At 62.8% G+C, this 25,419-nt stretch carries 23 protein-coding genes and 1 pseudogene; 12 read left to right on the top strand and 12 right to left on the bottom strand.

The features are described 5' to 3' along the window. Positions 1 to 285 precede the first annotated feature (285 nt). Positions 286 to 739 (bottom strand): annotated as a pseudogene (locus NG898_RS10940) (primosomal protein N'); the annotation flags it as partial. Between the two features lie 307 nt (positions 740 to 1,046). Between NG898_RS10940 and NG898_RS10935 the strand changes: the two are divergent. The 6 genes from NG898_RS10935 (at position 1,047) to hpaB (ending at position 6,501) form a co-directional block, all read left to right on the top strand. Next, positions 1,047 to 1,742 (top strand): glycine-rich domain-containing protein, encoded by a 696-nt coding sequence (locus tag NG898_RS10935; RefSeq protein ID WP_252692313.1) that lies wholly within the window; start codon positions 1,047 to 1,049, stop codon positions 1,740 to 1,742. Between the two features lie 96 nt (positions 1,743 to 1,838). Continuing rightward, positions 1,839 to 3,491 carry an ATP-binding cassette domain-containing protein gene (locus NG898_RS10930; protein WP_252692312.1) on the top strand — a complete coding sequence of 551 codons (1,653 nt, stop codon included), beginning with the start codon at positions 1,839 to 1,841 and terminating at the stop codon, positions 3,489 to 3,491. 1 nt (position 3,492) lies between these two features. Beyond that, a complete protein-coding gene (locus NG898_RS10925; RefSeq protein ID WP_252692311.1) occupies positions 3,493 to 4,365 on the top strand; it encodes a cupin domain-containing protein in 873 nt (290 codons plus the stop codon). Between the two features lie 9 nt (positions 4,366 to 4,374). Next, positions 4,375 to 4,608, top strand: coding sequence for a DUF2164 family protein (locus tag NG898_RS10920; protein ID WP_252692310.1), 234 nt, complete (start codon positions 4,375 to 4,377; stop codon positions 4,606 to 4,608). After that, entirely contained in the window at positions 4,601 to 4,993 is a 393-nt protein-coding gene (locus tag NG898_RS10915) for a hypothetical protein (protein ID WP_252692309.1), read from the top strand. The genes NG898_RS10920 and NG898_RS10915 overlap by 8 nt, the downstream gene beginning before the upstream one ends. Positions 4,994 to 4,995: 2 nt before the next feature. Further along, complete coding sequence (gene hpaB / locus NG898_RS10910) at positions 4,996 to 6,501, top strand: 4-hydroxyphenylacetate 3-monooxygenase, oxygenase component (RefSeq protein ID WP_252692308.1); 1,506 nt, start codon at positions 4,996 to 4,998, stop codon at positions 6,499 to 6,501. A gap of 100 nt (positions 6,502 to 6,601) precedes the next feature. Here the strand turns inward: hpaB and NG898_RS10905 are convergent, their stop codons facing one another. From NG898_RS10905 to NG898_RS10895, 3 genes are all read right to left on the bottom strand, one after another. Continuing rightward, positions 6,602 to 8,899: a primosomal protein N' gene (locus NG898_RS10905; protein ID WP_252692307.1), complete on the bottom strand. Its 2,298-nt coding sequence runs from the start codon at positions 8,897 to 8,899 to the stop codon at positions 6,602 to 6,604. 589 nt (positions 8,900 to 9,488) lie between these two features. Next, complete coding sequence (hemE, locus tag NG898_RS10900) at positions 9,489 to 10,583, bottom strand: uroporphyrinogen decarboxylase (RefSeq protein ID WP_252692306.1); 1,095 nt, start codon at positions 10,581 to 10,583, stop codon at positions 9,489 to 9,491. Positions 10,584 to 10,677: 94 nt separating this feature from the next. Then, a complete protein-coding gene (locus tag NG898_RS10895) occupies positions 10,678 to 11,172 on the bottom strand; it encodes a cupin domain-containing protein (RefSeq protein WP_252692305.1) in 495 nt (164 codons plus the stop codon). Positions 11,173 to 11,483: 311 nt separating this feature from the next. On the opposite strand from NG898_RS10895, the gene NG898_RS10890 reads away from it, so the two are divergent. Further along, on the top strand, positions 11,484 to 12,341 hold the full coding sequence (locus NG898_RS10890) for a bestrophin-like domain (protein WP_252692304.1): 858 nt from the start codon (positions 11,484 to 11,486) through the stop codon (positions 12,339 to 12,341). 10 nt (positions 12,342 to 12,351) lie between these two features. Here NG898_RS10890 and NG898_RS10885 read toward each other — a convergent pair whose 3' ends face one another. From NG898_RS10885 to NG898_RS10870, 4 genes are all read right to left on the bottom strand, one after another. After that, complete coding sequence (locus tag NG898_RS10885) at positions 12,352 to 13,380, bottom strand: Rieske 2Fe-2S domain-containing protein (RefSeq protein WP_252692303.1); 1,029 nt, start codon at positions 13,378 to 13,380, stop codon at positions 12,352 to 12,354. Next, the gene (locus NG898_RS10880; protein ID WP_252692302.1) at positions 13,377 to 14,516 is read right to left on the bottom strand and encodes a hypothetical protein; all 1,140 of its coding nucleotides are present in this window, start codon (positions 14,514 to 14,516) and stop codon (positions 13,377 to 13,379) included. Before NG898_RS10880 ends, NG898_RS10885 begins: the two co-directional genes overlap by 4 nt. Then, positions 14,513 to 15,670 carry an ATP-grasp domain-containing protein gene (locus NG898_RS10875; RefSeq protein ID WP_252692301.1) on the bottom strand — a complete coding sequence of 386 codons (1,158 nt, stop codon included), beginning with the start codon at positions 15,668 to 15,670 and terminating at the stop codon, positions 14,513 to 14,515. Before NG898_RS10875 ends, NG898_RS10880 begins: the two co-directional genes overlap by 4 nt. Before the next feature lie 123 nt (positions 15,671 to 15,793). After that, on the bottom strand, positions 15,794 to 17,596 hold the full coding sequence (locus tag NG898_RS10870) for a methyl-accepting chemotaxis protein (protein WP_252692300.1): 1,803 nt from the start codon (positions 17,594 to 17,596) through the stop codon (positions 15,794 to 15,796). A 224-nt stretch (positions 17,597 to 17,820) separates the two neighbouring features. On the opposite strand from NG898_RS10870, the gene NG898_RS10865 reads away from it, so the two are divergent. After that, on the top strand, positions 17,821 to 18,258 hold the full coding sequence (locus NG898_RS10865) for a hypothetical protein (protein ID WP_252692299.1): 438 nt from the start codon (positions 17,821 to 17,823) through the stop codon (positions 18,256 to 18,258). Positions 18,259 to 18,356: 98 nt separating this feature from the next. Further along, entirely contained in the window at positions 18,357 to 19,286 is a 930-nt protein-coding gene (locus NG898_RS10860; protein ID WP_252692298.1) for a sterol desaturase family protein, read from the top strand. Between the two features lies 1 nt (position 19,287). Here the strand turns inward: NG898_RS10860 and NG898_RS10855 are convergent, their stop codons facing one another. Continuing rightward, positions 19,288 to 20,169 (bottom strand): LysR family transcriptional regulator, encoded by an 882-nt coding sequence (locus NG898_RS10855; protein ID WP_252692297.1) that lies wholly within the window; start codon positions 20,167 to 20,169, stop codon positions 19,288 to 19,290. Between the two features lie 99 nt (positions 20,170 to 20,268). Here NG898_RS10855 and gstA point away from each other — a divergent pair, with 99 nt between their 5' ends. The 3 genes from gstA to NG898_RS10840 all read left to right on the top strand — a co-directional run bounded on the left by gstA (position 20,269) and on the right by NG898_RS10840 (position 22,529). Further along, positions 20,269 to 20,898, top strand: a complete 630-nt coding sequence (gstA, locus tag NG898_RS10850; RefSeq protein WP_252692296.1) for a glutathione transferase GstA — start codon at positions 20,269 to 20,271, stop codon at positions 20,896 to 20,898. A 193-nt stretch (positions 20,899 to 21,091) separates the two neighbouring features. Continuing rightward, complete coding sequence (pstS, locus tag NG898_RS10845) at positions 21,092 to 22,153, top strand: phosphate ABC transporter substrate-binding protein PstS (protein ID WP_252692295.1); 1,062 nt, start codon at positions 21,092 to 21,094, stop codon at positions 22,151 to 22,153. Between the two features lie 172 nt (positions 22,154 to 22,325). Further along, complete coding sequence (locus NG898_RS10840) at positions 22,326 to 22,529, top strand: DUF3562 domain-containing protein (RefSeq protein ID WP_024977239.1); 204 nt, start codon at positions 22,326 to 22,328, stop codon at positions 22,527 to 22,529. A gap of 11 nt (positions 22,530 to 22,540) precedes the next feature. Here the strand turns inward: NG898_RS10840 and NG898_RS10835 are convergent, their stop codons facing one another. From NG898_RS10835 to NG898_RS10825, 3 genes are all read right to left on the bottom strand, one after another. Continuing rightward, positions 22,541 to 23,488, bottom strand: a complete 948-nt coding sequence (locus tag NG898_RS10835) for an alpha/beta hydrolase (protein ID WP_252692294.1) — start codon at positions 23,486 to 23,488, stop codon at positions 22,541 to 22,543. Between the two features lie 148 nt (positions 23,489 to 23,636). Further along, positions 23,637 to 24,098, bottom strand: coding sequence for a CoA-binding protein (locus NG898_RS10830; RefSeq protein WP_092976273.1), 462 nt, complete (start codon positions 24,096 to 24,098; stop codon positions 23,637 to 23,639). A gap of 20 nt (positions 24,099 to 24,118) precedes the next feature. Next, entirely contained in the window at positions 24,119 to 25,261 is a 1,143-nt protein-coding gene (locus NG898_RS10825; RefSeq protein ID WP_252692293.1) for an RsiV family protein, read from the bottom strand. Positions 25,262 to 25,419 lie beyond the last annotated feature (158 nt).

The following is a 25,419-nucleotide window of genomic DNA, read 5'->3' as shown; positions in this document are numbered from 1 at the left end:
TGCCATTGCCTGGCTTGTGGCCGGCAAATTGGGCGGATCATACGCCTGGCGATCTTGAAGGTGCAACCTAGTGAAACCCCTTGGTTCGAAATGGGTAGATTGGGGTGCAACCGCAGGGGCGGTTGGGGCTTTTGGGCTGGTTTTTTGTTGGTGGTGCATCCCTTGTTTCATCCCCTGCCGGGGCTGACTCACTTTTCTTTGCTTACTTTCTTTGGGCAAGACCAAAGAAAGTGAGTCAGCCCCAGCAGGGAACGAAAGGGAGGTGCCCCCCCAGCCCTCAAATGCTCAAATCCTCAAAGGATCAATCTCCAACTGCCACCGCCCCCCCTTCACAGTCTTGCCAATCCCCGCAAACTCCTCAGTCCAGGCAGTCAAAAGCTTCTGCAACGCCGCGCGAGAACCCGATTCAACCAGCAACTGCGCCCGCTCGCGGTCGGCCAGGCGCACCATCGTCGTGGGCACCGAATCATGCAGGAACACGGGGGTGCCCAGTTCGGCCGCCAGTGCCTCGTCAGCGGCCCGTGCTGCACCCAGAAATGCCAGCGCCCGCGCCACTTCTTTGTGCTCGGCGGTCAGCAGCGCCTGATAGGCAAACGGCGGTAGCCCCGCCTGCTTGCGCTCGCGCAGCAGTTGCCGCGCAAAGCCCGCGTAGTCGTGCCGCACCAGCGCCTGCAGTGCGGGGGGCGTCCGGATAGCGCGTCTGGATCAGCACCTCGCCGGCCAGCCCGGCGCACCCGCGCGCCTTCGCCATGCGCGCTTTGACCCGATTACGCATCAACACAATTTGACAACGATCTCACCAAGGTTGCGGTGATGATTTAGAGCGTCATTTCGGGCCATTGGCAATCCACCATATCGGAACAGAGCAATACGAGATCGATGTCAGCGACCCCGACCCGAGTCGCGCAGTCACTCGCACTATGGCAGGTGATTGCGCGATTGCACAGGTCGATTGAAATTCAACTGCAAACAGGAGGAACCCCGCACGACTATGAAATAAGTGCCGTCGCATCTTTTCTCAGCTTAATCAGCAAAAAGGAGGTTTCATGACCGCAGTTTTGGATCGCCAGAGGGATGTTGTCGATTTTTTGTATTCAGCGGATTTGGCGCGCTATCAGCACGAAGGCGTCATTGGCAAGTTCAGGGACGAATGGGATGTGGAGGAGGCAGAGGCACTCGACATCTTTTCGGAAATGAAAAAATTTCTGTGTGTATCGGAGTACGCGCAGAGACAATGCATTGAATTTGAAATCGATGAGCCACTTTTGATGGTCGACAAAATGTGGCACCACTTCATTCTCTTCACCAAAGATTACGAAAAATTCTGTAATCGCTTTTTTGGGAAGATGATTCATCACATACCGTTCTGCTCGGCGCATCTGACCCAGAAAATCCAGACACTGTCCCAGAAAGGAATAACGCTGAGCGATCACAAGCGCGGCAGGCTTGAGAAACAGCTTCAGGTCATCAGCGCGACGTTCGGCAATGAGACGCTGAAAAAATGGTATGTGCAATACGGCAACAAGTACTCCCCCGAAAAGGTGAACCTGTTGCAAAGGTCCGCATATCACGGGGACCTGAAGAAACTGGGGACACCTATCGATCCGAAACTCGCCAACGGAATGACGACTGGCGAACTCATCCAAGGCATCATCCAGCAGGTATCCCCGTCAATGTATTGTGGTGGTAGTGGCTGTGGCATGTACTGCACCTGCAACTCCTCCCGTAATCTCTACACCTGAGGCGCTCACAGAAATAGAGCGTGACACCCCGGGTCGCCTCAGTCCGATTCGGGGTGGAGCCAGTCATGGAGTCCACAATTGGATCAAGGAACGGGCATGTCCCATTATGTTGCGCGGCTACTGGCTCGCTACAAGTACTACTTTGCGGGTGTGATCGCACTCGCGTGCCTGAGCGCATTGCTGAACACATCGTTTGGCGCCTTGCTGAAATGGCTAACGGATGGCTTGCAGCACGGAAAGACTGATATTTTGTTCCTCTTTATCGTGTTGTTCGCATTGCAGAGATTTCTGCTTCCAATTGCGGGCGCCAGTGGTACATTGATTTCTAACCGGCTCGCGAACCGGATCGAAAGCGACATCCGAAAGAGCTGGTATGAATACGTTGTCAGTCTGGACTATGGCAGCGCACGCCTGAAGAATTCCGGGGAATACCAAAAGAAGATACAGGAGGCTGTTTTTTCAGTACGCACCCTGCTAAACAGCACGCTGAGATCGCTGCTTTCCATCGCACTTGAGATAGTTTCCATTGCCCTGTTTGCAGTCATTTTCGTGGGGTGGGAGGCGGGGTTGGTTCTTCTGCTCTTCGCGGCGTTATATTCTGCATTTGTCGTGTATGTCACAAAGAAAAGAGCGCCAATGATGAGGGAGATTGCGCAATCGGATACCGAGTGCGCAGCTTTCATGCACGACAGCTTCATTAATTCTGGGGCCATTTCCCCAGACATGCGCAACGGTCGACTGAGCCATCACGCAATCCTGTTGGCCAAACTAGAAGAACGGAAGAACAATAATGTCAGGAAGCTGTTTCTCGACAGCATCGTTTCTTCGGTTATCTGCGTAGCAGCCTGCTTCTTGATGCTCACGGCGTATTGCGGACAGGGGGCAGGCTCGACTGGCGCCATCATCCTCCTGGCCACCGGGTTGGCACAATTGATCATTCAGATCAATGCCCTCGGCTTCAATTATCGCAATATCCTCAGCGCAGGGATCGATATTCGGCGAATCTCGGAGGGGCTGAAGATCAAAGATGGCATCAACGTCGGTACCGCGTCTCCTGTGTTTGGTGCTAAGCGCTATGACTTTTCCTTTCAGGGCTTCTGCGCTGCTGGCATCACCGCGAATGGTACGCAGCCAATCTATGGGGAGATCAACATTAGTCCTGGAGTGGTGAACACCTTGCGCGGTGCCAGCGGTATCGGGAAAAGTACCATCGCGCGTGCGATGCGCGGAGAAATCCGGGCGCCGGCAAAGCAACTACTCATCAATGGCATAGATGTGAGCGGTATGGATTCCGATCTGCTGCTAGCAAAGATTGGCTATGTTTCCCAGGACAACACCATCTTCAATGAGTCCATCATTCAAAACCTTAGGTACGGAAAGCATGACGCGAGCCCCAAGGAACTCGTCGATTCGCTCTCAAAGGTCGGACTACAGAAATTCAGCGATAACCTGGAATATGTTGTTGGCGAGAAGGGTGGGCGGCTTTCTGGTGGAGAGCGTCAGCGGTTGGTGATCGCTAGAGGGCTGCTTCAGGAGTGCGATATCCTGATTCTCGACGAACCATTTTCAGGACTGGATGAAGAGAGGGCGTACTCCCTCGCTGGCACCATCGCGAGCCTAGCGAGTGACACATGCATATTTATAATCACCCATCAGCACCCTCATGTGCTCTTCAACCGTGAATCCTTAGGTAACCAGCATGTCATGGAGGAATCAGGCGGCAATATCTACATAGAGAACCGGAGCTAATATGCTGAATTGCCCCGATTTTCTAACAGGCGGTTTGCATTTTCGGCCTTATATTCTTGACGCGCTCCACGTCGAAGAGATCGTCACCTGGAGTGAAGTCAATTCACTTCTGTCCAGCGGACTGATCGATTACCCCAGAATCCGGGTTGCGGCAGCGGACAATGAATACAGCCGAAGCTATAACGGGTTCCTACGCTACTCGTTCTCCGAGCGAGGCGAAAGGCGGCCCAGGCTGGTCCCCGGGGTACTGCGCAAGGCAATGCGCGATGGTTGCGCGATTATCATCGATCATTGCGAAGCCTTCTTCCCGGGACTCAAGGCGTTAACTGGCGAAATCGCTGCCGCACTGGGCTGCCCGGCATGGGCGAACCTGTACATCTCCCCGAAGGGTCCAAGCGGATTTGGCCGCCACTTTGATGATCATGACATCGTCGCCATACAGATTTATGGCAGTAAGCGGTGGTCAATACATGCTCCTACATACCACTCGCCAAACCGGGGGGACAAGAGTTTCTACTTGCCTTCTCCCAAAGGCAAACCGTTGATGGAACACGTGCTGTCCGCAGGTGATGGCCTGTACCTGCCATTCGGCTATTGGCACGATGTGGAAACCATTAGCAATATCTCGATGCATGTCACGATTGGCCTGGATTTCGCCAGGAAACTAGACGCCGTGAAACTGATTTCCGAAGAACTGGCCAAAGACCGCTTCTTCCGTGACAAGATTGACTATTCGATGACCGAAGTCGAAGCCCGCGAGTTTAAGGAACGTTTGATTGACGTGATACAAGATCTTGATATGGAGAGATTTCTTGCGAGACTACGTGAACGGCGGCTCGACAAGGAACCAGAATTCAATCTTCCCACCTTTTAGGAGTGTGTCGTGCATACCCAGAAATTCGACCTGATCAAATTCTCTTCTCAAGTACGCGATCTGCTGGATAGCGAACTTCAGATTTCGGTCGGCAACATGGAAGTCGTTCCGTTTGCCGAGAAGCTGTACAAGCTGATACGCGCCCTGGCTTACAACGAAGGCGTGTTTGACGCGAGGCGCGTGATGGACCGCAAGATCTCCGACATCTCGGAGCAGATTGATACCTTGTTGCAGTATGAGTAAAAAATATTCGTTCAAGCAGATAAGAGCAGTCTGGATCAATGCATATCTGAATGGAGAAGTGGATTGGCTCGCTTATCTGGAAGCTCCGTCATTCTTTATCCAGAGGAATGCCGAGCGGGTATCCAAAGCCGATCAGATTGCGTACATCGAACGAAGCCGTACCAAATTCCCTAACAGGCGAGCGGGCAATGTGGAGTTCAAGGAAACCGTCACAGCGATGCAGGAGCACAAGAGTTGGGCCACAGTTGCGGGCTCGGCCTGGTTCAAGAGGAACGACCAGATTGTCAGCCAATGCGAGTTCTTCGAGTTGTGGCTGATTGTCGAAGGTCGATGGCAAGTCGCATCGCTTTGCATCGAAAACACCGATCGCACCGAGGAGACATAACGATGACGGATAGAGGCCAAGACGATAACGAATCTGCGTCTGGGACGTGGGCATTTGATGGAAAATACCATGGTGCGAGAAAGGGCGCGGACTTTCTGCAGCGCCTTCAGAGCAGCCCACCTGACCTTTGGTATCAAGGCAAGCGCATCGAGAATGTTCGGCATTTCGCGCCGCTCAAGAATGGTGTGGAGACTCTCGCGGCGCTCTACGATTATCAATGGGATCACAGCGACCTGATGCTGGAGACCATTGATGGCAGGAAGGTGAGCATGTCGTTCAGCATCACAAAAGACCGAAGCGATCTGCTCGCCATGGGTAAAGCGCTTCTGACAGGCGCGCGATTCAGTCAGGGCATGCTCGGTCGCGACCCGGCCTACCTGAACAGATCAATTGCCGCGTTCTCAGGCAGTGCGAGCTTTTTCGATATCGGAGGCAGAACTTTTTCGAACAACGTCAAGGAATACTTCAGGTTCGTTCGCGATAATGACCTTGCTCTGACGCACACGATATTGAATCCGCGGGTCAATCGGCTGGCTGGACCAGCGTTTCAGAATGATCCAACAGTATCTGCTCATGTCACCCGAGAATCGGACGCCGGCATCTATGTTACTGGCGCCAGGCTGGTCGCAACGCTTCCTTTTGCCGATGAGATCGCAGTCTTCCCGGCGCGGCTGCTAGACGTCTCGGATGCTTCGAAGGACTACGCATTTGCATTCGTCCTGCCTACCAGCACTGCAGGACTAAAGTTCATCTGCCGCGATTCCGTTGATTATGGAATGGGCCCTAGGAATCATCCGCTTGGCGCGCGGTACGAAGAAATGGATGCGGTCGCACTCTTTGATGACGTGTTTGTCCCCTGGGAACGTGTGTTTTGCTATCGGGATATCGACATCTGCAACCAATTCTATGATGTCACCGGAGCCACCGCTCACATCACCTACCAGGTAGTTTGCAAGAATATTGTCAAAATCGAATTTTTTCTCGGCCTGATTTCACTGATGGTCCGTGGATCAGGACTGGATAGGTTTCAACATATTCATGAAAAGATGGCCGAGATCTGGGCGGGATGGCAGGCGATGAAGGCATTCAAGTCGGCGGCCGAGGCTGGAGCAAGATTGAACGATTTCGGCATGCTCGTTCCCGACTGGAGTCCGCTGGAGGCGGCCAGATTCATGTTTCCCCGCATGTATCCCAGGATTGTAGAGATCGTCCAACAGATTGGCGCCAGCGGCTTGGTGACATTGCCAACGAGTGAGGATCTGGATGGACCACTGCGTACCGAAATCGATAAGTACTTCCAAAGCGTGAAGCTCGCGGCCGCAGACAAGATTGATCTGTACCGGCTGGCGTGGGATGCCTCGGTTTCCGCATTTGCTGGTCGACAGGTGCTCTACGAGAGATTCTTCTTTGGTGATCCCGTGCACATGGCAACACGCATATTCCGGAACAATCCGTGTTCCGACCTGATGGAACGGGTGAATCACTTCATTCATGGCAGAGATTGCTAGCGATACGTCTCCGCAAATTTTGTTTTGCTCTTGCGGTGTCTCCCTTGTCTCTTCCCCTGCCGAGGACGAAACCGGGATGCACCATCAAGGCCCCAAAACTTCAAATCCGCAGCGGATCAATCTCCAGCTGCCACCGCACGCCCTTGACCGTTTTGCCGATCTGCGCAAAACCGTCCGTCCACGCGGCCAGTAGCTTCTGCAACGCTGCGCGCGAGCCGCTTTCCACCAGCAGTTGTGCGCGCTCGCGGTTTGCCAGGCGCACCATCGTCATCGGCACCGGATCATGCAGAAACACCGGCGCGCCCAATTCAGCGGCCAAGGCTTCACCAGCCGAACGCGCAGCGCCCAAGAACTCCAGCGCCCGCGCGACTTCCTTGTGCTCTGCGGTCAGCAGCGCCTGATAGGCAAACGGCGGCAACCCGGCTTGTTTGCGTTCGCGCAGCAATTGCCGCGCAAATCCGCCGTAGTCGTGCCGAACCAGCGCCTGCAGCGCGGGTGCATCCGGATACCGCGTCTGAATCAGCACTTCCCCCGCCAACCCGGCCCGGCCCGCGCGGCCGGCCACCTGCATCAGCGATGCAAAGAGATGCTCGCCTGCGCGGAAGTCGTGCGAGAACAGTGAGGAGTCGGGCGCGACCACGCCCACCAGCGTCACCCGCTGGAAGTCATGCCCCTTGGCGACCATTTGCGTGCCGATCAGGATGTCGACGCTGCCCTCGTGCACGGTGTCGAACAGCGCTTCCGCGCTGCCTTTGCGGCGGGTGGAATCGGCGTCGATACGGGCGACGCGCGCCTGCGGAAACAGCTCGCCGAGCGTCTCTTCGATACGCTGGGTGCCGCGCCCGAGCGGGGCGATGTCGACGTTGCCGCAGTCGGGGCAGTGATGCGGGATGCGGGATTCATACCCGCAGTGGTGGCATCGCAGGCGCCGTTCGGGCTTGTGCAGCACCAGGTACGCCGAGCAACGCGGGCAGCCCGAGAGCCAGCCACACGCGTCGCACGAGAGCACGGGCGCGTAGCCACGGCGATTGAGAAACAGCAGGCTCTGTTCGCCGCGCGCGAGGCGATCGGCAATCGCATCGACGAGCGGTTTGGACAGCCCATCGCGAATCTCACGCCCAGCGCGGCGTTCCAGGTTCAGGTCGATGAGCGATACGCTCGGCAGCACCGCTTCAGCCTGCGCACGTTGCGAGAGCGTCAGGCGCGTGGTGGCAGTCTGCTCGGCGCGCCACCAGGTTTCCAGCGACGGCGTGGCCGAGCCCAGCACGACGGGGATGTTGCGTTGCTTGGCACGCCATAGCGCCAGGTCGCGTGCGGAGTAGCGCAGCCCCTCCTGCTGCTTGTACGACGTGTCGTGCTCCTCATCGACGAGGATGAGCGTCAGGTTGGGCAGCGACGCCAGCATCGCCAGCCGCGTACCGAGCACGATGCGCGCCTCACCGCGATGCGCTGCGAGCCAGTTCAGCGCACGCGGCTGTTCGGCCAGGCCGCTGTGCAGCGCCGCCATCGGCACCCCGGGAAAACGCGCCGCAATGCGCGCTTCCAGTTGCGGTGTCAGGTTGATCTCGGGCACCAGCATCAGCACCTGCGCAGCAGGATCGCGCGCCAGGGCGTCGGCGATGGCGTGCAGGTAGACCTCGGTCTTGCCGCTGCCCGTAACGCCGTACAGCAGGAACGGGCTGAACGTGCTGGCCGCGCCCGCTTGGGCAATGGCCGCCACGGCGGCGGCCTGTTCATCGTTCAGGGCAGGCGCGACGGACGGTGCCGGCAATTCGAGCGGTTGCGGCAACAGCGCCTTCGGCCGCAGTTCTGCGCGCAGCCAGCCAACGGCTGCCCAATCCCGCAGCTTAGCGACGGCTTGCCCGTGCAGTTCGACGGCAGCGCTGGTGGACAGCTCGCCATCGCCGGTCAGCGCTTCGGCTAGGCGCATGGCGCCCGAGGCACGTTTCGGAATGCTGTCCAGCAACGCGGCCCGTGCTGGCTCGCACATCACGTAGACGGTTTCGTTGGCCTGGCGCGCGAGGTTGTCCCAGCTGCCGGGCGTGCGCCAGAGCGGTGGCAGTGCCGGCAACGTCACCTCGCCGAGGGCACGGTGGTAGTAGCCAGCTGCAAATTCGGCCAGAGCACGCCATTCGCCGTCGAGCGGCGGTACCCAGTCGAGCACGCGCTCGATATCGCGCAGCTTCTCTTGCGGCACGTCGGTGGTCGCGGCAGTTTCGACCACCAACGCCACCACACGGCGATTGCCGAACGGCACGACCACAAGTTGCCCGGGAAGCACAGGCGACCCGCACCGGTAGTCGAACACCGCATCAAGCGGCGTATCGATCACCACGCGCGCGATGGCGGCCGACGCCCTGGCATCAGAGAAAGCGGCGTCGACTTGGGTGGTGGTCATGCAAAGCGCAAACGGTTGAATTGCAAAGGGATTGTTGCGATGCAGCGGCGGATCCTGCACCTGGGAAATGCGTCTTGCCCATCTCACCTTGCCTTCACAGCCATTGTCGTGGCCGGCTCAATGTTCAAGTGTTACTTGAGGTTTGCGCCCTGGCGCCCTGATCGGCGACCGTTTTCCGGGCTATCCACACAGCCTGTGGATAACTTTGTTGAAAAGTCGCCTGCCGCGCCCACGAAGGCCAATGGATTCACCGTTTTTCTAGCTTGCACGATTTACGCGCACGCGGCTTTCTTTCAGAAAAATCAAACACTTATGCGTTGGATGCACACTGCCGCCCCTGTTGCGCCGCGGAAAGAACCAGCCGCGACAGCTTTGTGCATAAGTCAAGTCTTGACAGCCGGCAACGCACCAGAAAGCGCGAAATAAATCGCTTGACACCCCTTCGGGGCCAGATGGGGCCACCCGCACGCGAGTAGTCACTCACCCCTACTGCACCAAAGCGGCGAAGATTCCACCCGTGCCCCCGGCTTCACGCACTACTGCGGCTCAATTCAAACGCTATCGCACCGCAACATTGATCTCATACGTGTTATTTCGCTTTCGTGCGCAGCGCGCGACTGAAGCTGTGCACCTCGTCCACCAGCACCGTCACGGCTTCGGGCGGCGTGAACTGCGAGATGCCGTGACCGAGGTTGAAGATGTGGCCGTCGCTGTCGCCGCTGGCTGCGTAGTCTTCCAGCACGCGGCGCACTTGGCCGCGAATGGCGTCGGGTTCGGCAAACAGCACCGTCGGGTCCAGGTTGCCCTGCAGGGCGACGCGCCCTGCCGTTCGCTGGCGGGCGAGCTGCAGATTGACGGTCCAGTCCACGCCCAGCGCGTCGGCACCGGTCTCAGCCATGGCTTCGAGCCACAGGCCGCCGCCCTTGGTGAACAGGATGACGGGCACGCGCTGGCCGTCGGCCCCGGGGCGAATACCCTTCACCACGCGCGCCATGTAGGCCAGCGAAAACTCCTGGTAGATGCCATCGGCCAGCGCCCCGCCCCAGGTATCAAACACCTGCACAGCCTGGGCACCGGCCTCAATCTGTGCGTTCAGATAGTCGATCACGGCCTGCGCGTTGATCTCCAGGATGCGGTGCATCAGGTCCGGGCGCGCGTAGAGCATCGACTTGACGGTGCGGAAATCGTCCGAGCCCCCGCCTTCGACCATGTAGCAGGCGAGCGTCCAAGGGCTGCCCGAGAAGCCGATGAGCGGCACACGCTGGCGGCCGTCCTGGACGAGCGCCCGGCGGATTTCCGCCACGGCATCGAACACATATTGCAGCGACGACATATCCGGCACCGACAGCGCCACCACATCGGCTTCCGTGCGCACCGGCTTGGCAAAGCGCGGGCCCTCGCCCTGCGCGAACGACAGGCCCAGGCCCATGGCGTCGGGCACGGTCAGGATGTCGGAAAACAGAATCGCCGCGTCCAGCGGATAGCGATCCAGCGGCTGCAGCGTCACTTCCGTCGCATATGCCGGCGACTTGGCCAGGCCGAGAAAGCTGCCGGCCCGCGCGCGCGTGGCGTTGTACTCGGGCAGATAGCGGCCCGCCTGGCGCATTAGCCACAGCGGCGTGTAGTCGGTGGGCTGGCGGCGCAGGGCGCGCAGGAAGGTGTCGTTGGCGAGCGGGGCGGACATGGCGATGGACTCTTTAGGAGGGCGCCATTGTAAGGGATGGTGTTTTTATCCCACCCTGACCCAGGCCAACATCCCGCAGATCACGGCGCAGATATCACGGCACCTTGTGCGTATCGCCCGCGCGCTGCGGCGGCAGCTTGATCGCCATCGCCTTGAAATCCGTGCTGGTGGTCAGCGTTCCGTGCACCACGCCGCGCGGAATCACGATCAGATCGCCCGCCCGGACTTCGCGCGCCCCGTTGTCGAGCCAGACGGTGGCCGTGCCCGACATCACGTACTGGATCTCGTCCGAGTACGTATGCGTGTGCTTGGCCACGGTGCCCACCTGGATGCCGACCGTGCCGTTGGCCGCCGTCACCAGGGTCTTCGTGCGCAGCGTACCCATCTCGGCGATGACGGGGCCGATCTCGTCCGGGGTCATGCCGCCCATGTTGATGATCTGCGCCGAGAGCGGTGGGACGGGCTGGGCGGCCGGCGGCGCAGCCGGAGCCGACGCCTGCGCAAATGTGCTGGCGTGACCGACCAACGCGGCAAATCCGGCCACAGCGCAAACCGCCCGGACGGCGGCAACAGAACGATGGCGATGCATGATGCCTCCTCTTGACGCGGCCGCCGTCGGGATGCGGCGATCCGTGGTGATCGAGATGAATTCACGCAGCGATTGTCGCATCGGCCCCCGGGCGCGGAGACTTAGGGCGACTCCCGAGGGCGCAGCTACCGCCCGCAAGGCGCTTCCCCCCCCTGCTTTCCACGGAGAGTCGCGCCAAGCGCTGAGACGCAGCGACCATCCCACGCGACGCCGTCACCATTTGCGCCAACACCCCGCGGCGGCAATTGAACCGGCCACACCGCGCGTGAGAGCATGCCGCCCCATCTTCCCGGGCGGGCGTGCCGCGCACCATGCATCATTTCGATTACTACAGCTGGCTGTTCACCCTTTCCAATTCGGCGCTGCTGACGGTGTGCTTCGTCTCGCTGGGGATCGTCTCGGCCGGCGCGTCGGCGGTGTCTGCCATGCTGGCGCGCCTGTGGCCGACCCGGCCGGGCGCCAACATCATCGGCACGCTGCTGACCGGACTGCTGGTGCCCACGGCGGTGATCATCGGCTTCATCTCCAGCGATATCTGGACGCAGAACGCCCGCGCCGAAGCCGCCGTCGAGCGCGAGGGCATCGCCGCCGCAGAGGCGCTGCGCATTCTCGAAGCCCTCCCGGCCAAGCTCGCCACCCCCATTCAGACCGCGCTACTGGTCTACGCGCGTAGCGCCGTGGAGGACGAATGGCCGGCCATGGCAGCGCGCCAATCGAGTCCGCAGACCGCGCGTGCATTCGCGCAACTGCGTGAATCGGTCTGGGCAGCGCGCTACGACAGCACGCAGCAGGCATTGCGCGGGACCGCACCGGCCGATGTGCGGCGCATCGATGCGCCCCAGCATATTGCGCACGAATTCGACGAGCTGGAAAAACGCCTGGATGCCATCGAGAACGCCCGGGCCACGCGGCTACAGCTCGCCAAGCGCCAATTGAGCGGCATCAAGCTGGCGGCCATGGCGTGGCTGCTGTTCACCAATGCCTTCGTTATTGCCGAACTGCACCGGGGGGCTGCCCGGGAGCGCCGCATTGCGCTGGCGCTGTTCACGGCGGGCTTCGGGATGATCTTCTTCCTGCTGGTGCTGCACGACCGCCCGTTCGCGGGCAGCGTGACCATCGGCGCGGACGCGCTGTCGACAGTGCTCGCCTGCCCGCCTCCGGGTCAGTAGGCTGCACGCGCTACACCAATATCCGCATCACGCGCTCACCGGTCTGCACGGGCTTGCCGTTGGGCATCCACACGGCATCAAGCATGGGGCGCACAAAGTCGAGCTCGGTGGAGATGCCGTTCTGCCGGCCAAAGCGCACACTATTGGCAGCCTGCGCTTCGACCACCCGCCGGTCCTGCTCGGCAACCCGATATAGGAACGGCCAGACGAATGCACGCACGGCCCAGGCGGGCGCCCAGCGCTTTTCCACATGCAGCGTGGCAAACAGGCGCGTGCGCATCTCGTCTTCGGGCGTGAAGTGCAGCGTGAAATACAGCGCGCTGCCGTTGGCGTAGCGGTATTCGAGCTGGGCGGTGGCGGGCGCAGCGATACCGAAATGCGCGCGCTCCACCGTGCGGGGCGATTCGAACAAGCGGTACAGCAAGCCGCTTTGCTGCGCTTGGCCGGTGTAATCCACCTGCAAGCCATGTGTCGATTGGGTGACGGTCACCGTCACGGGCTGGCGCGCGCCGTGCCTGCGCACGAGGCCAGGATGCACAAGGTGCGTGTGCAGCGGATCGAGAAAATTCTCCAGCGCATCGGCCGGGCGGGCCTGCCACAGCGTGCTCCACAGAAAGCGGCGGCTGCCGGGCGGCAAGCGCTGCAGAAATGCTGGCAAGGCAGCAGGCGCAGCTTCACCTGGCGCTCGCACGCTCATCCAGATCAGCCCGTCGTGCTCGAACGCCTGCCACGCGTGCACTTGCACGGCGGGCACAGCAGCGCCCGGGCACATGCCCGGCATGGCGGTGCAGCGGCCGTCGGCGCCGAACGTCCAGCCGTGGTACTTGCACTGCAGTGTCTCGCCGACGAGCTGCCCGTCGGACAACGGCACATGCCGATGCGGGCAGCGGTCATCAAGCGCAAGCAGGCCGCCCGAGGGCAAACGCGCAAGCACCACCGCGCGGCCAAATACCGTCACGCGCGTTGGCTTGTCGCGCAGGCGGTGCGCTTCGGCAACGGGATACCAACCGCGCAGCAGCGTGGCGTTCCAGGCAGTCATAACTGAAAGCGTTGCATGATCGGCACGCCGATCCGGGTTGTGAGGGTGCGCAGCACGGCAATGGCGCGGCGCGTGGCGGGCGGCAGATGCCGGCAGTACACGGCGCTCATCTCAATGGCCGGCATGCCGCCGCGCAGGCGCTTGAAGTGCGCGGCGCCAGCGCTCAGGTTCAGTTCGGCATCGTGCGTGATGGTCAGGCGCAGCACATGCGCCATCAGCAGACGATACAGCGCGGCCTGCTGCGGCCACGTCGTGTCGTATCCGACGATGGGCGCAGTCAGCAACGGCCCTTGCCCAAACACGCCGACCACCGCGCGCAGCACACCATCGTCATCGCGAAAGCCCGCGCACTCGAGCAGCCCCGCCGCGTGCCATGCGCGCATGAACGCAGCGGTATAGCGCGGGTTCAGCGCGGAATACTTGTCGAGATAGAGCTGCGCATACAGCCGCTCGGCCTGCGCGAAATCGGCATCGGTAAGGGCGTCGTGCGGCACGAAAGTCAGCGGAGTCGCGTCGAGCAGCTTGAGATCCCGCCGCAGGTCACGACGCAGCTCCGACGCGCGCGACGCACGTTGCAGGTGCTGGAACAGATAGACCTGCCGCGTGGGGATCAAATCGAAGCCGGCGGCCGTGGTGGCGCGCAGCCAGTCGGCATGCTGGATCGTGTTGAGCGAACGCAGCCAGATCGCACGGCCGGGCCACCGGTCGCGGCACGTACGCACCAGCGCGTCCAGATCGAACGCCGCTGCCGATGGATACAGGTTCGTGCTGACGAGCCAGTTGTTGACGGCCACCGCCCGGTCCAGTTGCGCATGCCGCATCCATGCATCGGCCAGACCGATCGCACCGCGCAAGAGCGGCCGCAGCATACGCGGCATCAACCGCTCGGACTCTTCCGCTGCATAGCGGCCATACGTGGTGATGGGCGAGCAGACCCAGGCATTCTCGGCATGACCGGCGCGATCCTCGCTGTCGTTGATCGTTACCGGCAGCGGCAAACTGCCGGCCTCCACCACATCGACCTGCGTCACCAGATTGGCGACAAACGGCAGCGACGCCTGCCCGCGATGCACGTGCAGGAACGCGCCCGCCTTGTCGGCAAAGCATGCGTGCGGCACGGCGCCGGGCGCATTCATACCTCGGGTAGCTCCTGGCCGTCCCACTCGATGTCTTGTGTGGCGGCTTCGCGCATGTTGCAACGCTGCGCGATCGCCATGCGCGCATACGCGGCGAGATCGCACACGCCGCCCCAGAGCGGGCCGCGATCGCCCGGCGTGGCGATGACGTCGGTGGCGGCACGCCAGTCCTGGCGCCATTGGCGCAGCCTGCCGTGGCGCACCGCATCGAACAGCCCCGCCGATGCCATCACCGCAGCCGCCATGCGCGGCACACCGGGCGACGGTTCGATGCAGCCGTCGAGCGTGCCGGCCAGCGCGGCGGGCAGTGCATCGTCAAGGCCGAACAGGTGGCAGCCGCTGGTCGCGCGCGGGTTGCATTCGAGCGGGCTCACGCGGCCATCGGCCTGCTGGATCCAGTCGAACGAAAGCTGTCCCGTGAAGTCGAGCTTGCGCGCGAAGTCGGCGACAAAGCCGCGTACCGCGTCGATGCGCGCAGGCGCGAAGTAGAAACTCGCGCTGGTCGACATGCGCCAGTCGGGGCGATACAGCGCATGGGCTACGAGTCGGCCGCGATCGGCCACGCTGTACGAGCAGAACTCCTGCCCTGCCACCAAGCTCTGCACCACCCACGCGCCCAGGTCGGCCAGCGGCGGTGCATCATCAGGAATGCCGTTGCGATACAGGCGCACATGCACGCCAAAGCGCGAGAACTCCGGTTTGAGCACGACTGGGCGCCCGCCTGCCCAGGCACGCGCTTCATCCAGCGTGCGCACCCGCGCGGAGACCGGCACATCTGCGCCGCAATCCTGCGCAAGTTCAAGGAACGTCCATTTGCTGTGCACCGCGCGCAGCTTGTCGAAGTCTTCGGCCAGCACCCGCACGTGGTTCGGCAAGTGATGCCGGTAGCGCGATACGAAAAAGACTTCCTCGCACGTCGGCACCACCAGATCGATGCTGCGCTCGCGCACGATACGCGCAAGGTCCGCCGCGAACTGCGCAGGCGCATGGCGCGGCGATGCAATGCGAAACGTGGCCGCGACAGCCCGAGAGGCGCCGCTGATCTGGCACGGAATGCTGTCGGCAATGCAGACCGTCCACCCCTGGTGGGCAAAGCGGCGGGCGTGGTCGAGCGCCACCGGCGCGCGGCCACCGAGGATCAGCACATTGGGCATACCGGCGGAGCGTTGAGGTCAGGCAACGTCCGCCGAAGGCAAGAGGCGCGGGGGAAGTTGCCGGGGCTCCATTCTAGGCAAAGGAGCACCCGGCCCGGGCGCGGTGAAGAGGGGTACGGCGCGTCAGGCGTTGCGCAGCTTGAACAGCCCGACCGTGCGTGCCAAGCCCTGCGCTTGCTCGTTGAGCATCGACGATGCGGCGGTCGACTGCTCCACCAGCGCGGCGTTCTGCTGCGTGGCCTGGTCCATCTCGGCGACGCTGCGATCGATCTGGCTGATTCCGGTGCTCTGCTCGTGCATCGCGCCGTCGATCTCGCCGATGATGCGGGCGACACGCTCGATGCCCTGCACGATCTCCTGCATCGTTGCGCCGGCGGCCTGCACGCGTTGCGCGCCGGTCTTCACGCTGGCTTCCGATGCCTGGATCAGGTCCTTGATCTCGCGGGCGGCCGTGGCGCTGCGCTGCGCCAGTGTGCGCACCTCGCCGGCCACCACGGCAAAGCCGCGGCCGTTCTCGCCGGCACGGGCGGCTTCTACCGCAGCGTTCAGCGCGAGGATGTTGGTCTGGAACGCAATGCTGTCGATCACGCCGATGATCTCGGTAATGCGCGCCGACGATTTGGCGATCTCGTCCATCGTGCTGACCGCGCTGGAGACCACGTCGCCACCGCGCGTGGCGGCATCGCTTGCGTCGCTCGCCAGGCGCGTGGCCTGCACGGCCGCATCGGCGGAGTTCTTCACGCTGGTCGTCAGCTCCGTCAACGCGGCAGAGGTTTCCTGCAGGTTGCTGGCCGAAACTTCGGTGCGGTTGGAAAGATCACGGTTGCCCGCTTCGATCTCGCCGGTGGCGGATTTCATGCTGTCGACGCTGGCGCGCACGTCCAGCAGCACTTCGCCAATCTTGTCGATGAACGTGTTGAACGAGGCGCTGATCTGCGCGACCTCATCGTTGCCGACCACGGGCAGGCGATGCGTGAGGTCACCGCCGCCGGAGCCGATGGTGTCCATCGCATCACGCACCTGCGACAGGCGGCGGAACGACTGCGACGTGAAGAACGCGGCGATGCCCACGGCGGCCAGCGTCAGCAGCACCATGGCCACGGCCAGCGCATTGACGACGTTGCGCAAACCGGCGGTGGCTTCAGCCTTGTCCAGCGCAATCACGAGGTACCAATCGGTGCCCTGCACGGCCTGTGCCTTGAGCAGTTTCGGTGCACCAGCCAGGTCGACCTCCAGCGGCGTGGTGGCTTTGGCCAAGTTGGCCAGCGTATCGACGGTGAGCGAGGCCGCCACGTCGGTGGCCGGCTTGAGCATTAATTTTGCGTCGGGGTGGGCGATCACCTGGCCATCCTTGGCGACCACGAAGGCGAGACTCGACGGTGTCGGGTGTACCGCTGCCACCACCTCGCGCACGCCATCCAGCGGCACGGCACCGGAGAGCGCGCCGGTGGTTTCGCCGTTCTTGACGAGCGGCGCAGCAAATGAAACGTACGGCACGCCGGTCGACACGTCGCCGTAGGGCTTGGTGACGAGCAGTTGGCCTGCGGCAAGGGCTTGCTTGTACCAGGGGCGGCCGGTCGGGTCGTAGTCCTTGGGCGTGGTGGCGCTGGTCGAGATGAAGCTCTTGTCAGTCCAGCCGATCGTGATGATGGGGAAGCCGTTGGCGTCGCCCATGTGCTTGCCGAAGCCTTGCGGGTCTCCGTGCTCGATCACGCCGGCGGTGGCCTTGACGGCCTGAGCCTTCGCCGCGACCCATTTGTCGATGGCGAGCGTGTTGCCGCTGGCAATGGCAGCGAGGTTCTGGTCAATCGATTCCATCGTGTTCGAACGCACGATGGAATATGTGGCCGCGCCGGACAGCGCGAGGGCGCCAACCACGGTGGCCGATGAGATGAGGAGAATTCGGGTGCGGAGAGAGGAGATCATGATTCTTCTAGGCCAAACGTTTTCCATGAATCTGACTGCGTACGGTATTTGCCGCAGCGCCCTCCAGAACCGACTGCTGGCTGTCGGGGGCCACCCAAGCTGCTACGGCACCGCGCAGGCGAACTTGAGGCGGCGAAACCCGCCCCCACGGGGGGGATGGCTGCTATAAAAGGAAACTCACCACGTGATTGCCCAGGCAATTCACCCCCTTCAAACCGAAGCCCATGCAAGACGCCTTCCACATCGACCCCGCCACCGGAGACATCCGGTTCGCTGACATCCGCGTCACGCCGCAGACACGAGCCGATGCCCTGCCGGCACGCTTTGCAGTCGGGCCTGTGCGGTCCGTGAGCGTCGAGGGAAAAGACGTCCCCTGCCAATTCGCGACAGTGGCGGTGCTGGACGACACCACGCCCGTGACCGTCAGCCTGCGGTTTGAGGCCGATGCGTTGGTCAGCGTATTCGTTGAGCTGGCGCAGCCGGTTTCGTACGACGACATCGGCGTCGTGGAAGAACGCCACCGCCGCTGGATCGCCAGCAAACTCGGCAAGGATCCTGGCGGCCTGACGCGTTACCCCTGGGGCAGCGCGGGCGTGGCACAAGACAAGAGCGGGGGCGTGCACATCTTTCTGCACAACCGCAACAACACATGGGGGCGCTGAATACGCTGTAAGACGCCCGCGCGTCGGCCCCAATTGCCGCCCCGGCACCGTTTGCAGTACCGTCGCTGGCATTCCTACGGAGCCGGGAGCCCAGCGCCATGGCCGTGCTGTTCACCATTCTGAAGATTGCCGTCGTGCTCGTGCTGGTGTCGTCACTGGCCGAGGCGATCGTGCTGTCATTGAGAAACGGCTGGGCCAACTACGACTGGAAGGCGGCGGGCTTATCGGTGGTGGATTTCCTGGTACGCGAGTACCCACTGCGCTGGCTGCTGCCGCTGGCGTTCTGGACGCAAGGCCTGGAATGGGTCTACCAGCATCGTCTCTGGACGCTTCCGATGGATCACTGGACAGGCTGGGTTGCGTGCTTTCTCGGCCAGGAGTTCTGCTACTACTGGTACCACCGCGCCGCGCACCGCGTGCGCTGGTTCTGGTGTACGCACGCCATCCACCATTCGCCGAACGACCTGAACCTTTCGGCGGCCTACCGCTTCGGCTGGACGGGACGGTTGACCGGCACGCTGGCGTTTTTTGCGCTGGCGCCGCTGCTGGGCATGCCTCCGCGCATCGTGCTGATGCTGCTGTCGCTCAATCTGCTGTACCAGTTCTGGATTCACGCCACGTGGATCCCCCGCCTGGGGCCCCTGGAATGGGTGCTGAACACGCCCTCGGCACATCGCGTGCATCACGCATCCAACCTCGAATACCTCGACGGCAACTACGGCGGCGTGCTGATCGTGTTCGACCGGCTGTTCGGCACGTACATCCCCGAGCGCAAGGACGTGCCCTGCCGCTACGGCCTCGTGCACCCGATGCGCACGTACAACCTGCTGGTGATCGAATTCGCACATTGGCGCGCGCTGTGGCAGGACCTGAAGACTGCACGCTCAGCTGGCGAAGTGCTTGGTTATCTGTTCCGCCCGCCAGGCTGGCGGCCCGATGGCAATGGCGACACGACAGAGGATTTGCGCCGCCGCGCCGCGCTCATTCCCGAAGACCAGCCGATCGCCGCGGCCGTTGCTGCCAACTGAACTACGGCAAACGCAGCGTCTGCGCCAAGTGCCCATACACCACGGCAATCCGCCGCAGATGGCGCGATTCCGGATGCGTCAGGAGCCATAGTTCCGATTGATTGGCATCTTGCAGATCCCGCAATGTCACCAGATCGCGGCGTTCCTGTGCCATCACCACGGGCAGGATCCCGACGCCCATGCCCATGCCGACCATCTCGGCCGCGATCTGCAGGCTGTTGACGAAGTATGTGGGCATGACCTTGGGGAAATGTCGCTTGCGCCAACTGACTGATGGGTGATCCGGAATGGCGTCGTCAATCGCGAGCCACGGCGTGCGGCCGGCTTCGACATCGGCGTAGGTGATGCCGCTCGTGCGCCCTGCGTACAGCCCCACGCGAATCGACCCGATGTGCTTGCCCACCAGATGCTGGGGCGGGCGCCGTGTGGCCCGCACGGCAATGTCGGCATCGCGCCGGGTCAGGCTGGCCAGCTCGTTGCTCACACGAAGGTCGTAACTCAGATTCGGGTGCTCGGCTTGCAACGCCTTCAACGCGGGCGCGACCATGCCGACCAAGATCGTGTCCGTGGTGGTGATGCGCACCGTGCCCGACACCTGATCCGGCACCGCATGCACCGCCGATCGCGCGGCCTCGAGCGCGGACTCCACCTGCTCGGCCTGTTCGGCCAGGGCCTGCGCCAAGTCCCCCGCCAGATAGCCCGTACGCGAACGCGCAAACAGCGTGGCGCCCAGCCCGCGCTCGATGCGCTGCAATGACCGGAACACGGTGGATGCATCCACGCCAAGCCGCTCGCCCGCCGCCGCCAGCGTGCCCGTGCGCACCATCGCCAGCACGATCTCAAGGTCTGCCGCGCTTAATCGGTATTGCGTCTGTGCAAGCATGATTTGCTGCTCCGCCTATTTCGTTGGCACTGGCGCAATCCTACAGTGTCGTCACCGCCGCCGTCGGCGGCTTCCCAACCCGTTCACGAGATGACAACCATGAAGCTCTACTACTCCGCCGGCGCCTGCTCGCTGGCCGTTCATATCGCCCTGCGCGAAGCGGGTGTGCAGTTTGACCTGACCGCCGTCGACCTTGCCAAGCACCTCACCGCCGACGGCACGGATTTCTACACGATCTCGCCGCGCGGCTACGTGCCGCTGCTGGAGCTGGCCGATGGCTCGCGCCACACCGAAGCCGCCGCGCTGCTGCAATACGTGGCCGACCTCGACCCGGCGCAGGCCCTGATCGGCAAGCCGGGCAGCGCGCACCGCTTGGCCGTGATCGAGTGGCTCACCTTCGTCAGCACGGAGCTGCACAAAGGCTTCGGCCCGCTCTGGTACAAGGACACGCCCGAAGCCACCCGCCAGGGCGCCAAGGACAAGCTGGCGAAGCGCTTTGCCGAACTCGACGCACGCTTCGCCAAACAGCCGTACTTGGCCGACACGTACAGCGTGGCCGACGCTTATGCCTTTGCGGTGCTGAACTGGACGAACTTCCTGGCGCTGCCGATGAGCGCGTATCCGAACGTGCAGGCGTATATGGCGCGGGTGGGTGCGCGGCCGCAGGTGGTTGAAGCGTTGACGGCCGAGGGCCTGATCAAGGCCGATGCAGCCAGCGCCGTCGCCTGACCGATGGCCTGGGATCGGCGAGCCCTAAACAAAACCGCCGATCCCACCCCCTACTCCGCCCAACGTTTGCGGAACGTCTTACAACAGATCCCCATGTTGTAGATGGGCCCTATCGGGGCTGCACGCCGTGCTGTCACAGGCGCGTCGCTACAATCGCACGCTTCGCGTCTTCTGCAGTCCCGCAGCTCCGCCCATGTTCAAGCACGCTGTTCTCGCCCTCGCCATTGCGGCTGCGGGCTTGCCGCTCCTCGCGCGCGCCGATGTGCGCGGCGCAGGTTCGACCGCCGCTGCGCCGGTCTATCGCGTCTGGTCGGCAGGGTATGCCGCATCGTCGGGCGTTGCGCTCAGCTATGACGCGGTAGGTTCAGGAGAAGGCCTGAAGCGCATTCGCGCGGGCGCGGTGGATTTTGGTGCGTCTGACGTGCCGCTCTCCAGCGCGGAGGCTGCCAAGGCAGGCCTCGTCTGCGTGCCATCCGTGGTGACAGGTGCGGTGCCGTTTGTGAACGTGCCGGGTGTGCCGCGCGGTCAGCTCAAGCTGACGGGCGAAGTGCTGGCGCAGATCTTCCTCGGCAAGATCGAGAGCTGGGATGCGCCTGAGCTGCGTGCGCTGAACCCGGGCGTGACGCTACCCAAGCTGAAGATCCATCCCGTCGTGCGCTCCGATGGCTCAGGCACGACGTACCACTTCACCGATTATCTGAGCGCCGTCAGCGCCGATTGGAAAAGCGCTTACGGCACCAAATCGACCATCAACTGGCCGGCGGGCTTCACGGCCGCAAAGGGCAGCGGCGATGTGGTCAAAGCGGTGCAGGCTACATCCGGCGCCATTGGTTATGTCGACTACAACTACATCCTCGACAACGACCTGAGCGGCGTGCAGCTACGCAACGTGGCCGGCCGCTTTGTCAGCGCGCAGGTGAGCGGCTTTCGCGAAGCGGTGATGCAGAGCGCTTGGAACCGTAAGGGCGATTTCACCGCGCCGCTGGTCAACCTGCCGGGCGCCGAGACGTGGCCGATCACCATGGGCACCTTCATCGTCGTGCCGGCAGTCAGCGTATCGGGGCCGCGCACGCTGGCCGCGCTGAAGTTCCTGACTTGGGGTTACTTCCACGGCGACGAGCTGGCCGCGCGTGCGAAATTCGTGCCGCTGCCCGAGCGCGTGCAGGCGATTGCGTATCGCGAACTGGCACGCGTGACCGATACGTCGGGCGCCGCCATCGGCCTGCAGAGCATGCCCGCGAACTGGGGCAAATGATCATTGCCGGTGCAGTGTCTGCACTGGCAACAGCACAGTTCTGATGCCGCGCAAGTGACCCGTTGAAAGCTTTGCAACAAGGCTGGATTGTTCCGACGCGTTTCCTATAGTGGTCACTCGCCGCGCAAGTCAGCCCGCGCGTCACCGCCAAAGCAACGACCGGAAAGCAAACATGGGTACCGCCATCGCAGACCAGGACGAGCAGATCCACCAGATCGCACAGGACACCGGCGCACCAGCTGATCTCGTCCGCGAGCAGTACATGCAGACAATGCGCACATTGGCCGCAGATGCCAGCGTGCACGACTATCTCTCGCTGTTTGTCACACGCCGGGTGCTCGCCGCGTTCCGCCCGCGCCGCACGCCCACGCGTTAGTCCCGCCCTGCTTATTCCTCGCTGATCATCCCGACGAATGCATGCGCTGCGCGGCGCATCCATTCGCGTGCGCGCTCGGCCTCGAACTGGATGCGCGCAAAGGCGTGCGTCATGCCGGAGGCTTCGATGGTGATGACCTGCGCGCCGTGCTGCACGAGGTAGTCGGCGTATTGCAGGCCATCGTCGCGCAACACGTCGTGCGCGGCCACGATGACAACGGTGTCCGGCGGCGTATAGGCCGGCGCACGCGCCATCAGGAAGATGCGTGGGTCGTGCTCGGCGAGCGGCTTGGCGAGGGCGTCTGCACCGATGTATTTCTCCCAGTACCAGCGCATTTCGTCACGCGTGAGGCCGGGGCCTTGTGCAAACGCGTTGTAGCTTTCGCTACCAAAGGCGGGCGTGGTAACGGGGTACAGCAACAACTGCGCATTCACGAGGCCGGGGCGCATGCCCTGCGCGGCCTGCACCGCAAGGTGGCCGCCCGCGCTGTCGCCGCCCACCGCCAGGAAGTCCGGATCGAAGTCGAGGTCCGCGCGCTGCTCGGCCAAGTACGCGAGCGCGTCGCGTGCATCGTCCGCCGGCGTGGGAAATGCATGCTCGGGCGCAAGGCGGTAATCGACACTCACAACGGCACAGCCCGTGTCTTGCGCCACCAATGCGGCGAGCATGCGATGCGTTGTGCGCGGCGCGCCAACCACCCAGCCGCCACCGTGGAACCACACCAGCAAGCGCGGCGTGGTCACGCCTTTTGGACGAAAGACGATGGCGTCGAGCGTGCGCCCCGCAAGCAGCAGGCTGAGGTCTGAAACGTCAACGCTTTCGGGATCGGGCCGGTCGGATATCGCAGCAATCGCCTCAAAGCGCGCGCGCTGCGCGGGTGCGTCTTCAGGCGGGGGCAAGGCGCCGAACTGTTCGGCAAGGCGTTGGTAGAACTGCAGGATTTGCGGATCGACGGCCATGATGTAAGCAGGATGCGATGACCGCCAGAGTGTAGCGCGCCAGGTTGGCTGAACTCCCTTGATCCGTCAGGAAGCGATCGGCGCGGTCGTTGACGAAACCTCTGCCCCTTGCGCCATCGTGTTTGTCACAAGGCCGTGGGGCCGGCGTTCATTTTTGCTCGCCGATACCGAGTCGCCAGTGTTCGATCTTCGTGCAGCGGTCTTGCACGGCCGGAATGCCGGCGTTGCGCGCCACGGCCATCGCCTCGTCATTCACGATGCCGAGCTGCACCCAGATGCCTCCCACGCCGAGCGTCACGGCTTCCTGCACGACGGGCAAGACCTGTTCTGAGCGACGGAAGATATCGACCAGATCGATGCGCTGGCCGGCGGCGGCAAGCGTCGTCGCCGCTTCGGTGAGCGTGGCGTAGCAAGGTTCGCCGAGCACGTCTTCGCCCGCGTGCTGCGGGTTGACGGGCACGATGCGATAGCCGGCCTGTTGCAGATAGCGCGCCACGTCATAGCTGGGCCGCGTCGGCCGCGGCGACAGCCCGACCACGGCGATGGTCTTGCCGGACAGCAGCCGGCGCATGGTGGCTTGCTCGTCGACGTAGGAAGGATTGGCAGACATGGTTGGCGATGCAGAGGCAATCAGGTTGCGGGCCGCTTGCAGGCGGAGCCCAGGTCATCGAAGCGCACGGCGGCACGGAACGCCCCCGACGAATACGGGCCGACCTCGTACGGCCCGTAGTGCACGACGATGCGGTCACCTTGCAGCGTAAACGGAAACGCGGCGTTACGCAGATCACGCTCCTTGAGCGCGCCGCGCGGCGCATCCGGTGCGCCTTCGCGCTTGAGCGCATCGACAATCTGCGTATTGAAGCTCTGCAGGCAGGCGGATGTGGGGTTCAGCACATCAGCCAGGGCAATCGGCTGAAAACCCTGCGCGCCGCGTCGCCAGTTGCCGGCGGTAAAGCTGTAGTTGCCGTGCGCGCCGCCGCTGTACGCCCACACCATGCGCAAGAGGCTCACGGTGTCGCCCAGGCCGACTGCGCTGATGCGGATGACGCACTCGGTGTCGTACTGGTCGCACTTGCGCACACGCAGCGACTGGATCAGCGCGTCGATGGCGGCATCGCCCGTCACCGGATAGCGCTCAGTCAGCTTGGCCTGGCCGGAGGCGGCCGTGGCCTCCTGATAGCGCGCCATGCGCTTGAGCGTGAAGGGTTGGCTGCGGCCGCCGTCGCTCCAGGTTCCGGTAGCAGCGGCACCATCGGCCGAGAGCGCGCCGGAGAGCGTGCCGCCCTCGCGCACGACAGACTGGCCGGCCGCATCGAGCGCTTCTGCACGTTCGCGCCACACGAAGCGGCGCTCGGGCGCGTTGCGGCCTTCGATGCTCCAGAAGGCGCGGCCCTGCGGGCGGTCATCGTAGGCTTCGCCGGTCAGCGTGTCGGCCACCGGATCCTTGTCTTTGCCCTCCTCTTTGGGTGCCGGGTCGTACACGTTCAACCAGACGTTCCAGCCGGGGCTGTCGGCGCCTTTTCCGACCGCGCCCTGCCAGAAGTTGCCGGCCAGACGCTCGGACTGCTCTTTCTTTTTTTCAAGTGGGACAGTTGGCGCAGAAGCAACAGGTGCGGAGGCGGGCGGCGCACTCGCAGGCGTTGCAGGTGGAGCAGGGGCGGCATCGGTGCCCGCCTGTGCGCCACCGGCCCCGCCAAGTGCCCCCATCAAGGTAACAAAAACGCCCGCCCTCACCGACTTGTGCAACACATGGTGCATCGCATGCCTGTGCATGCCTCCCTCCTATGAACCCGACACCCCAGACTAGGACACACCCGGCTGGTTCGTCTTTTTCCAAGCCCCGTCTGCCTAAGCGGCAAACCGATGGGACTGTGCGGGTGCAGCAGGCGTTCCCCGAACGTGCCTTCGAAGCGGTTTTGGGCTCACACCAA

This window comes from Ralstonia mojiangensis, from assembly GCF_023955645.1.
Lineage (GTDB): Bacteria > Pseudomonadota > Gammaproteobacteria > Burkholderiales > Burkholderiaceae > Ralstonia > Ralstonia mojiangensis.
Note: the sequence above shows the minus strand (reverse complement) of the source record. Positions and strands in the feature narration are given on the sequence as shown.

Coding starts and splice junctions, on each gene's coding strand:
- NG898_RS10935 (WP_252692313.1), top strand. CDS start 1,047: ATGACCGCAGTTTTGGATCGCCAGAGGGATGTTGTCGATTTTTTGTAT.
- NG898_RS10930 (WP_252692312.1), top strand. CDS start 1,839: ATGTCCCATTATGTTGCGCGGCTACTGGCTCGCTACAAGTACTACTTT.
- NG898_RS10925 (WP_252692311.1), top strand. CDS start 3,493: ATGCTGAATTGCCCCGATTTTCTAACAGGCGGTTTGCATTTTCGGCCT.
- NG898_RS10915 (WP_252692309.1), top strand. CDS start 4,601: ATGAGTAAAAAATATTCGTTCAAGCAGATAAGAGCAGTCTGGATCAAT.
- hpaB (WP_252692308.1), top strand. CDS start 4,996: ATGACGGATAGAGGCCAAGACGATAACGAATCTGCGTCTGGGACGTGG.
- NG898_RS10905 (WP_252692307.1), bottom strand. CDS start 8,899: ATGACCACCACCCAAGTCGACGCCGCTTTCTCTGATGCCAGGGCGTCG.
- hemE (WP_252692306.1), bottom strand. CDS start 10,583: ATGTCCGCCCCGCTCGCCAACGACACCTTCCTGCGCGCCCTGCGCCGC.
- NG898_RS10895 (WP_252692305.1), bottom strand. CDS start 11,172: ATGCATCGCCATCGTTCTGTTGCCGCCGTCCGGGCGGTTTGCGCTGTG.
- NG898_RS10890 (WP_252692304.1), top strand. CDS start 11,484: ATGCATCATTTCGATTACTACAGCTGGCTGTTCACCCTTTCCAATTCG.
- NG898_RS10885 (WP_252692303.1), bottom strand. CDS start 13,380: ATGACTGCCTGGAACGCCACGCTGCTGCGCGGTTGGTATCCCGTTGCC.
- NG898_RS10880 (WP_252692302.1), bottom strand. CDS start 14,516: ATGAATGCGCCCGGCGCCGTGCCGCACGCATGCTTTGCCGACAAGGCG.
- NG898_RS10875 (WP_252692301.1), bottom strand. CDS start 15,670: ATGCCCAATGTGCTGATCCTCGGTGGCCGCGCGCCGGTGGCGCTCGAC.
- NG898_RS10870 (WP_252692300.1), bottom strand. CDS start 17,596: ATGATCTCCTCTCTCCGCACCCGAATTCTCCTCATCTCATCGGCCACC.
- NG898_RS10865 (WP_252692299.1), top strand. CDS start 17,821: ATGCAAGACGCCTTCCACATCGACCCCGCCACCGGAGACATCCGGTTC.
- NG898_RS10860 (WP_252692298.1), top strand. CDS start 18,357: ATGGCCGTGCTGTTCACCATTCTGAAGATTGCCGTCGTGCTCGTGCTG.
- NG898_RS10855 (WP_252692297.1), bottom strand. CDS start 20,169: ATGCTTGCACAGACGCAATACCGATTAAGCGCGGCAGACCTTGAGATC.
- gstA (WP_252692296.1), top strand. CDS start 20,269: ATGAAGCTCTACTACTCCGCCGGCGCCTGCTCGCTGGCCGTTCATATC.
- pstS (WP_252692295.1), top strand. CDS start 21,092: ATGTTCAAGCACGCTGTTCTCGCCCTCGCCATTGCGGCTGCGGGCTTG.
- NG898_RS10840 (WP_024977239.1), top strand. CDS start 22,326: ATGGGTACCGCCATCGCAGACCAGGACGAGCAGATCCACCAGATCGCA.
- NG898_RS10835 (WP_252692294.1), bottom strand. CDS start 23,488: ATGGCCGTCGATCCGCAAATCCTGCAGTTCTACCAACGCCTTGCCGAA.
- NG898_RS10830 (WP_092976273.1), bottom strand. CDS start 24,098: ATGTCTGCCAATCCTTCCTACGTCGACGAGCAAGCCACCATGCGCCGG.
- NG898_RS10825 (WP_252692293.1), bottom strand. CDS start 25,261: ATGCACAGGCATGCGATGCACCATGTGTTGCACAAGTCGGTGAGGGCG.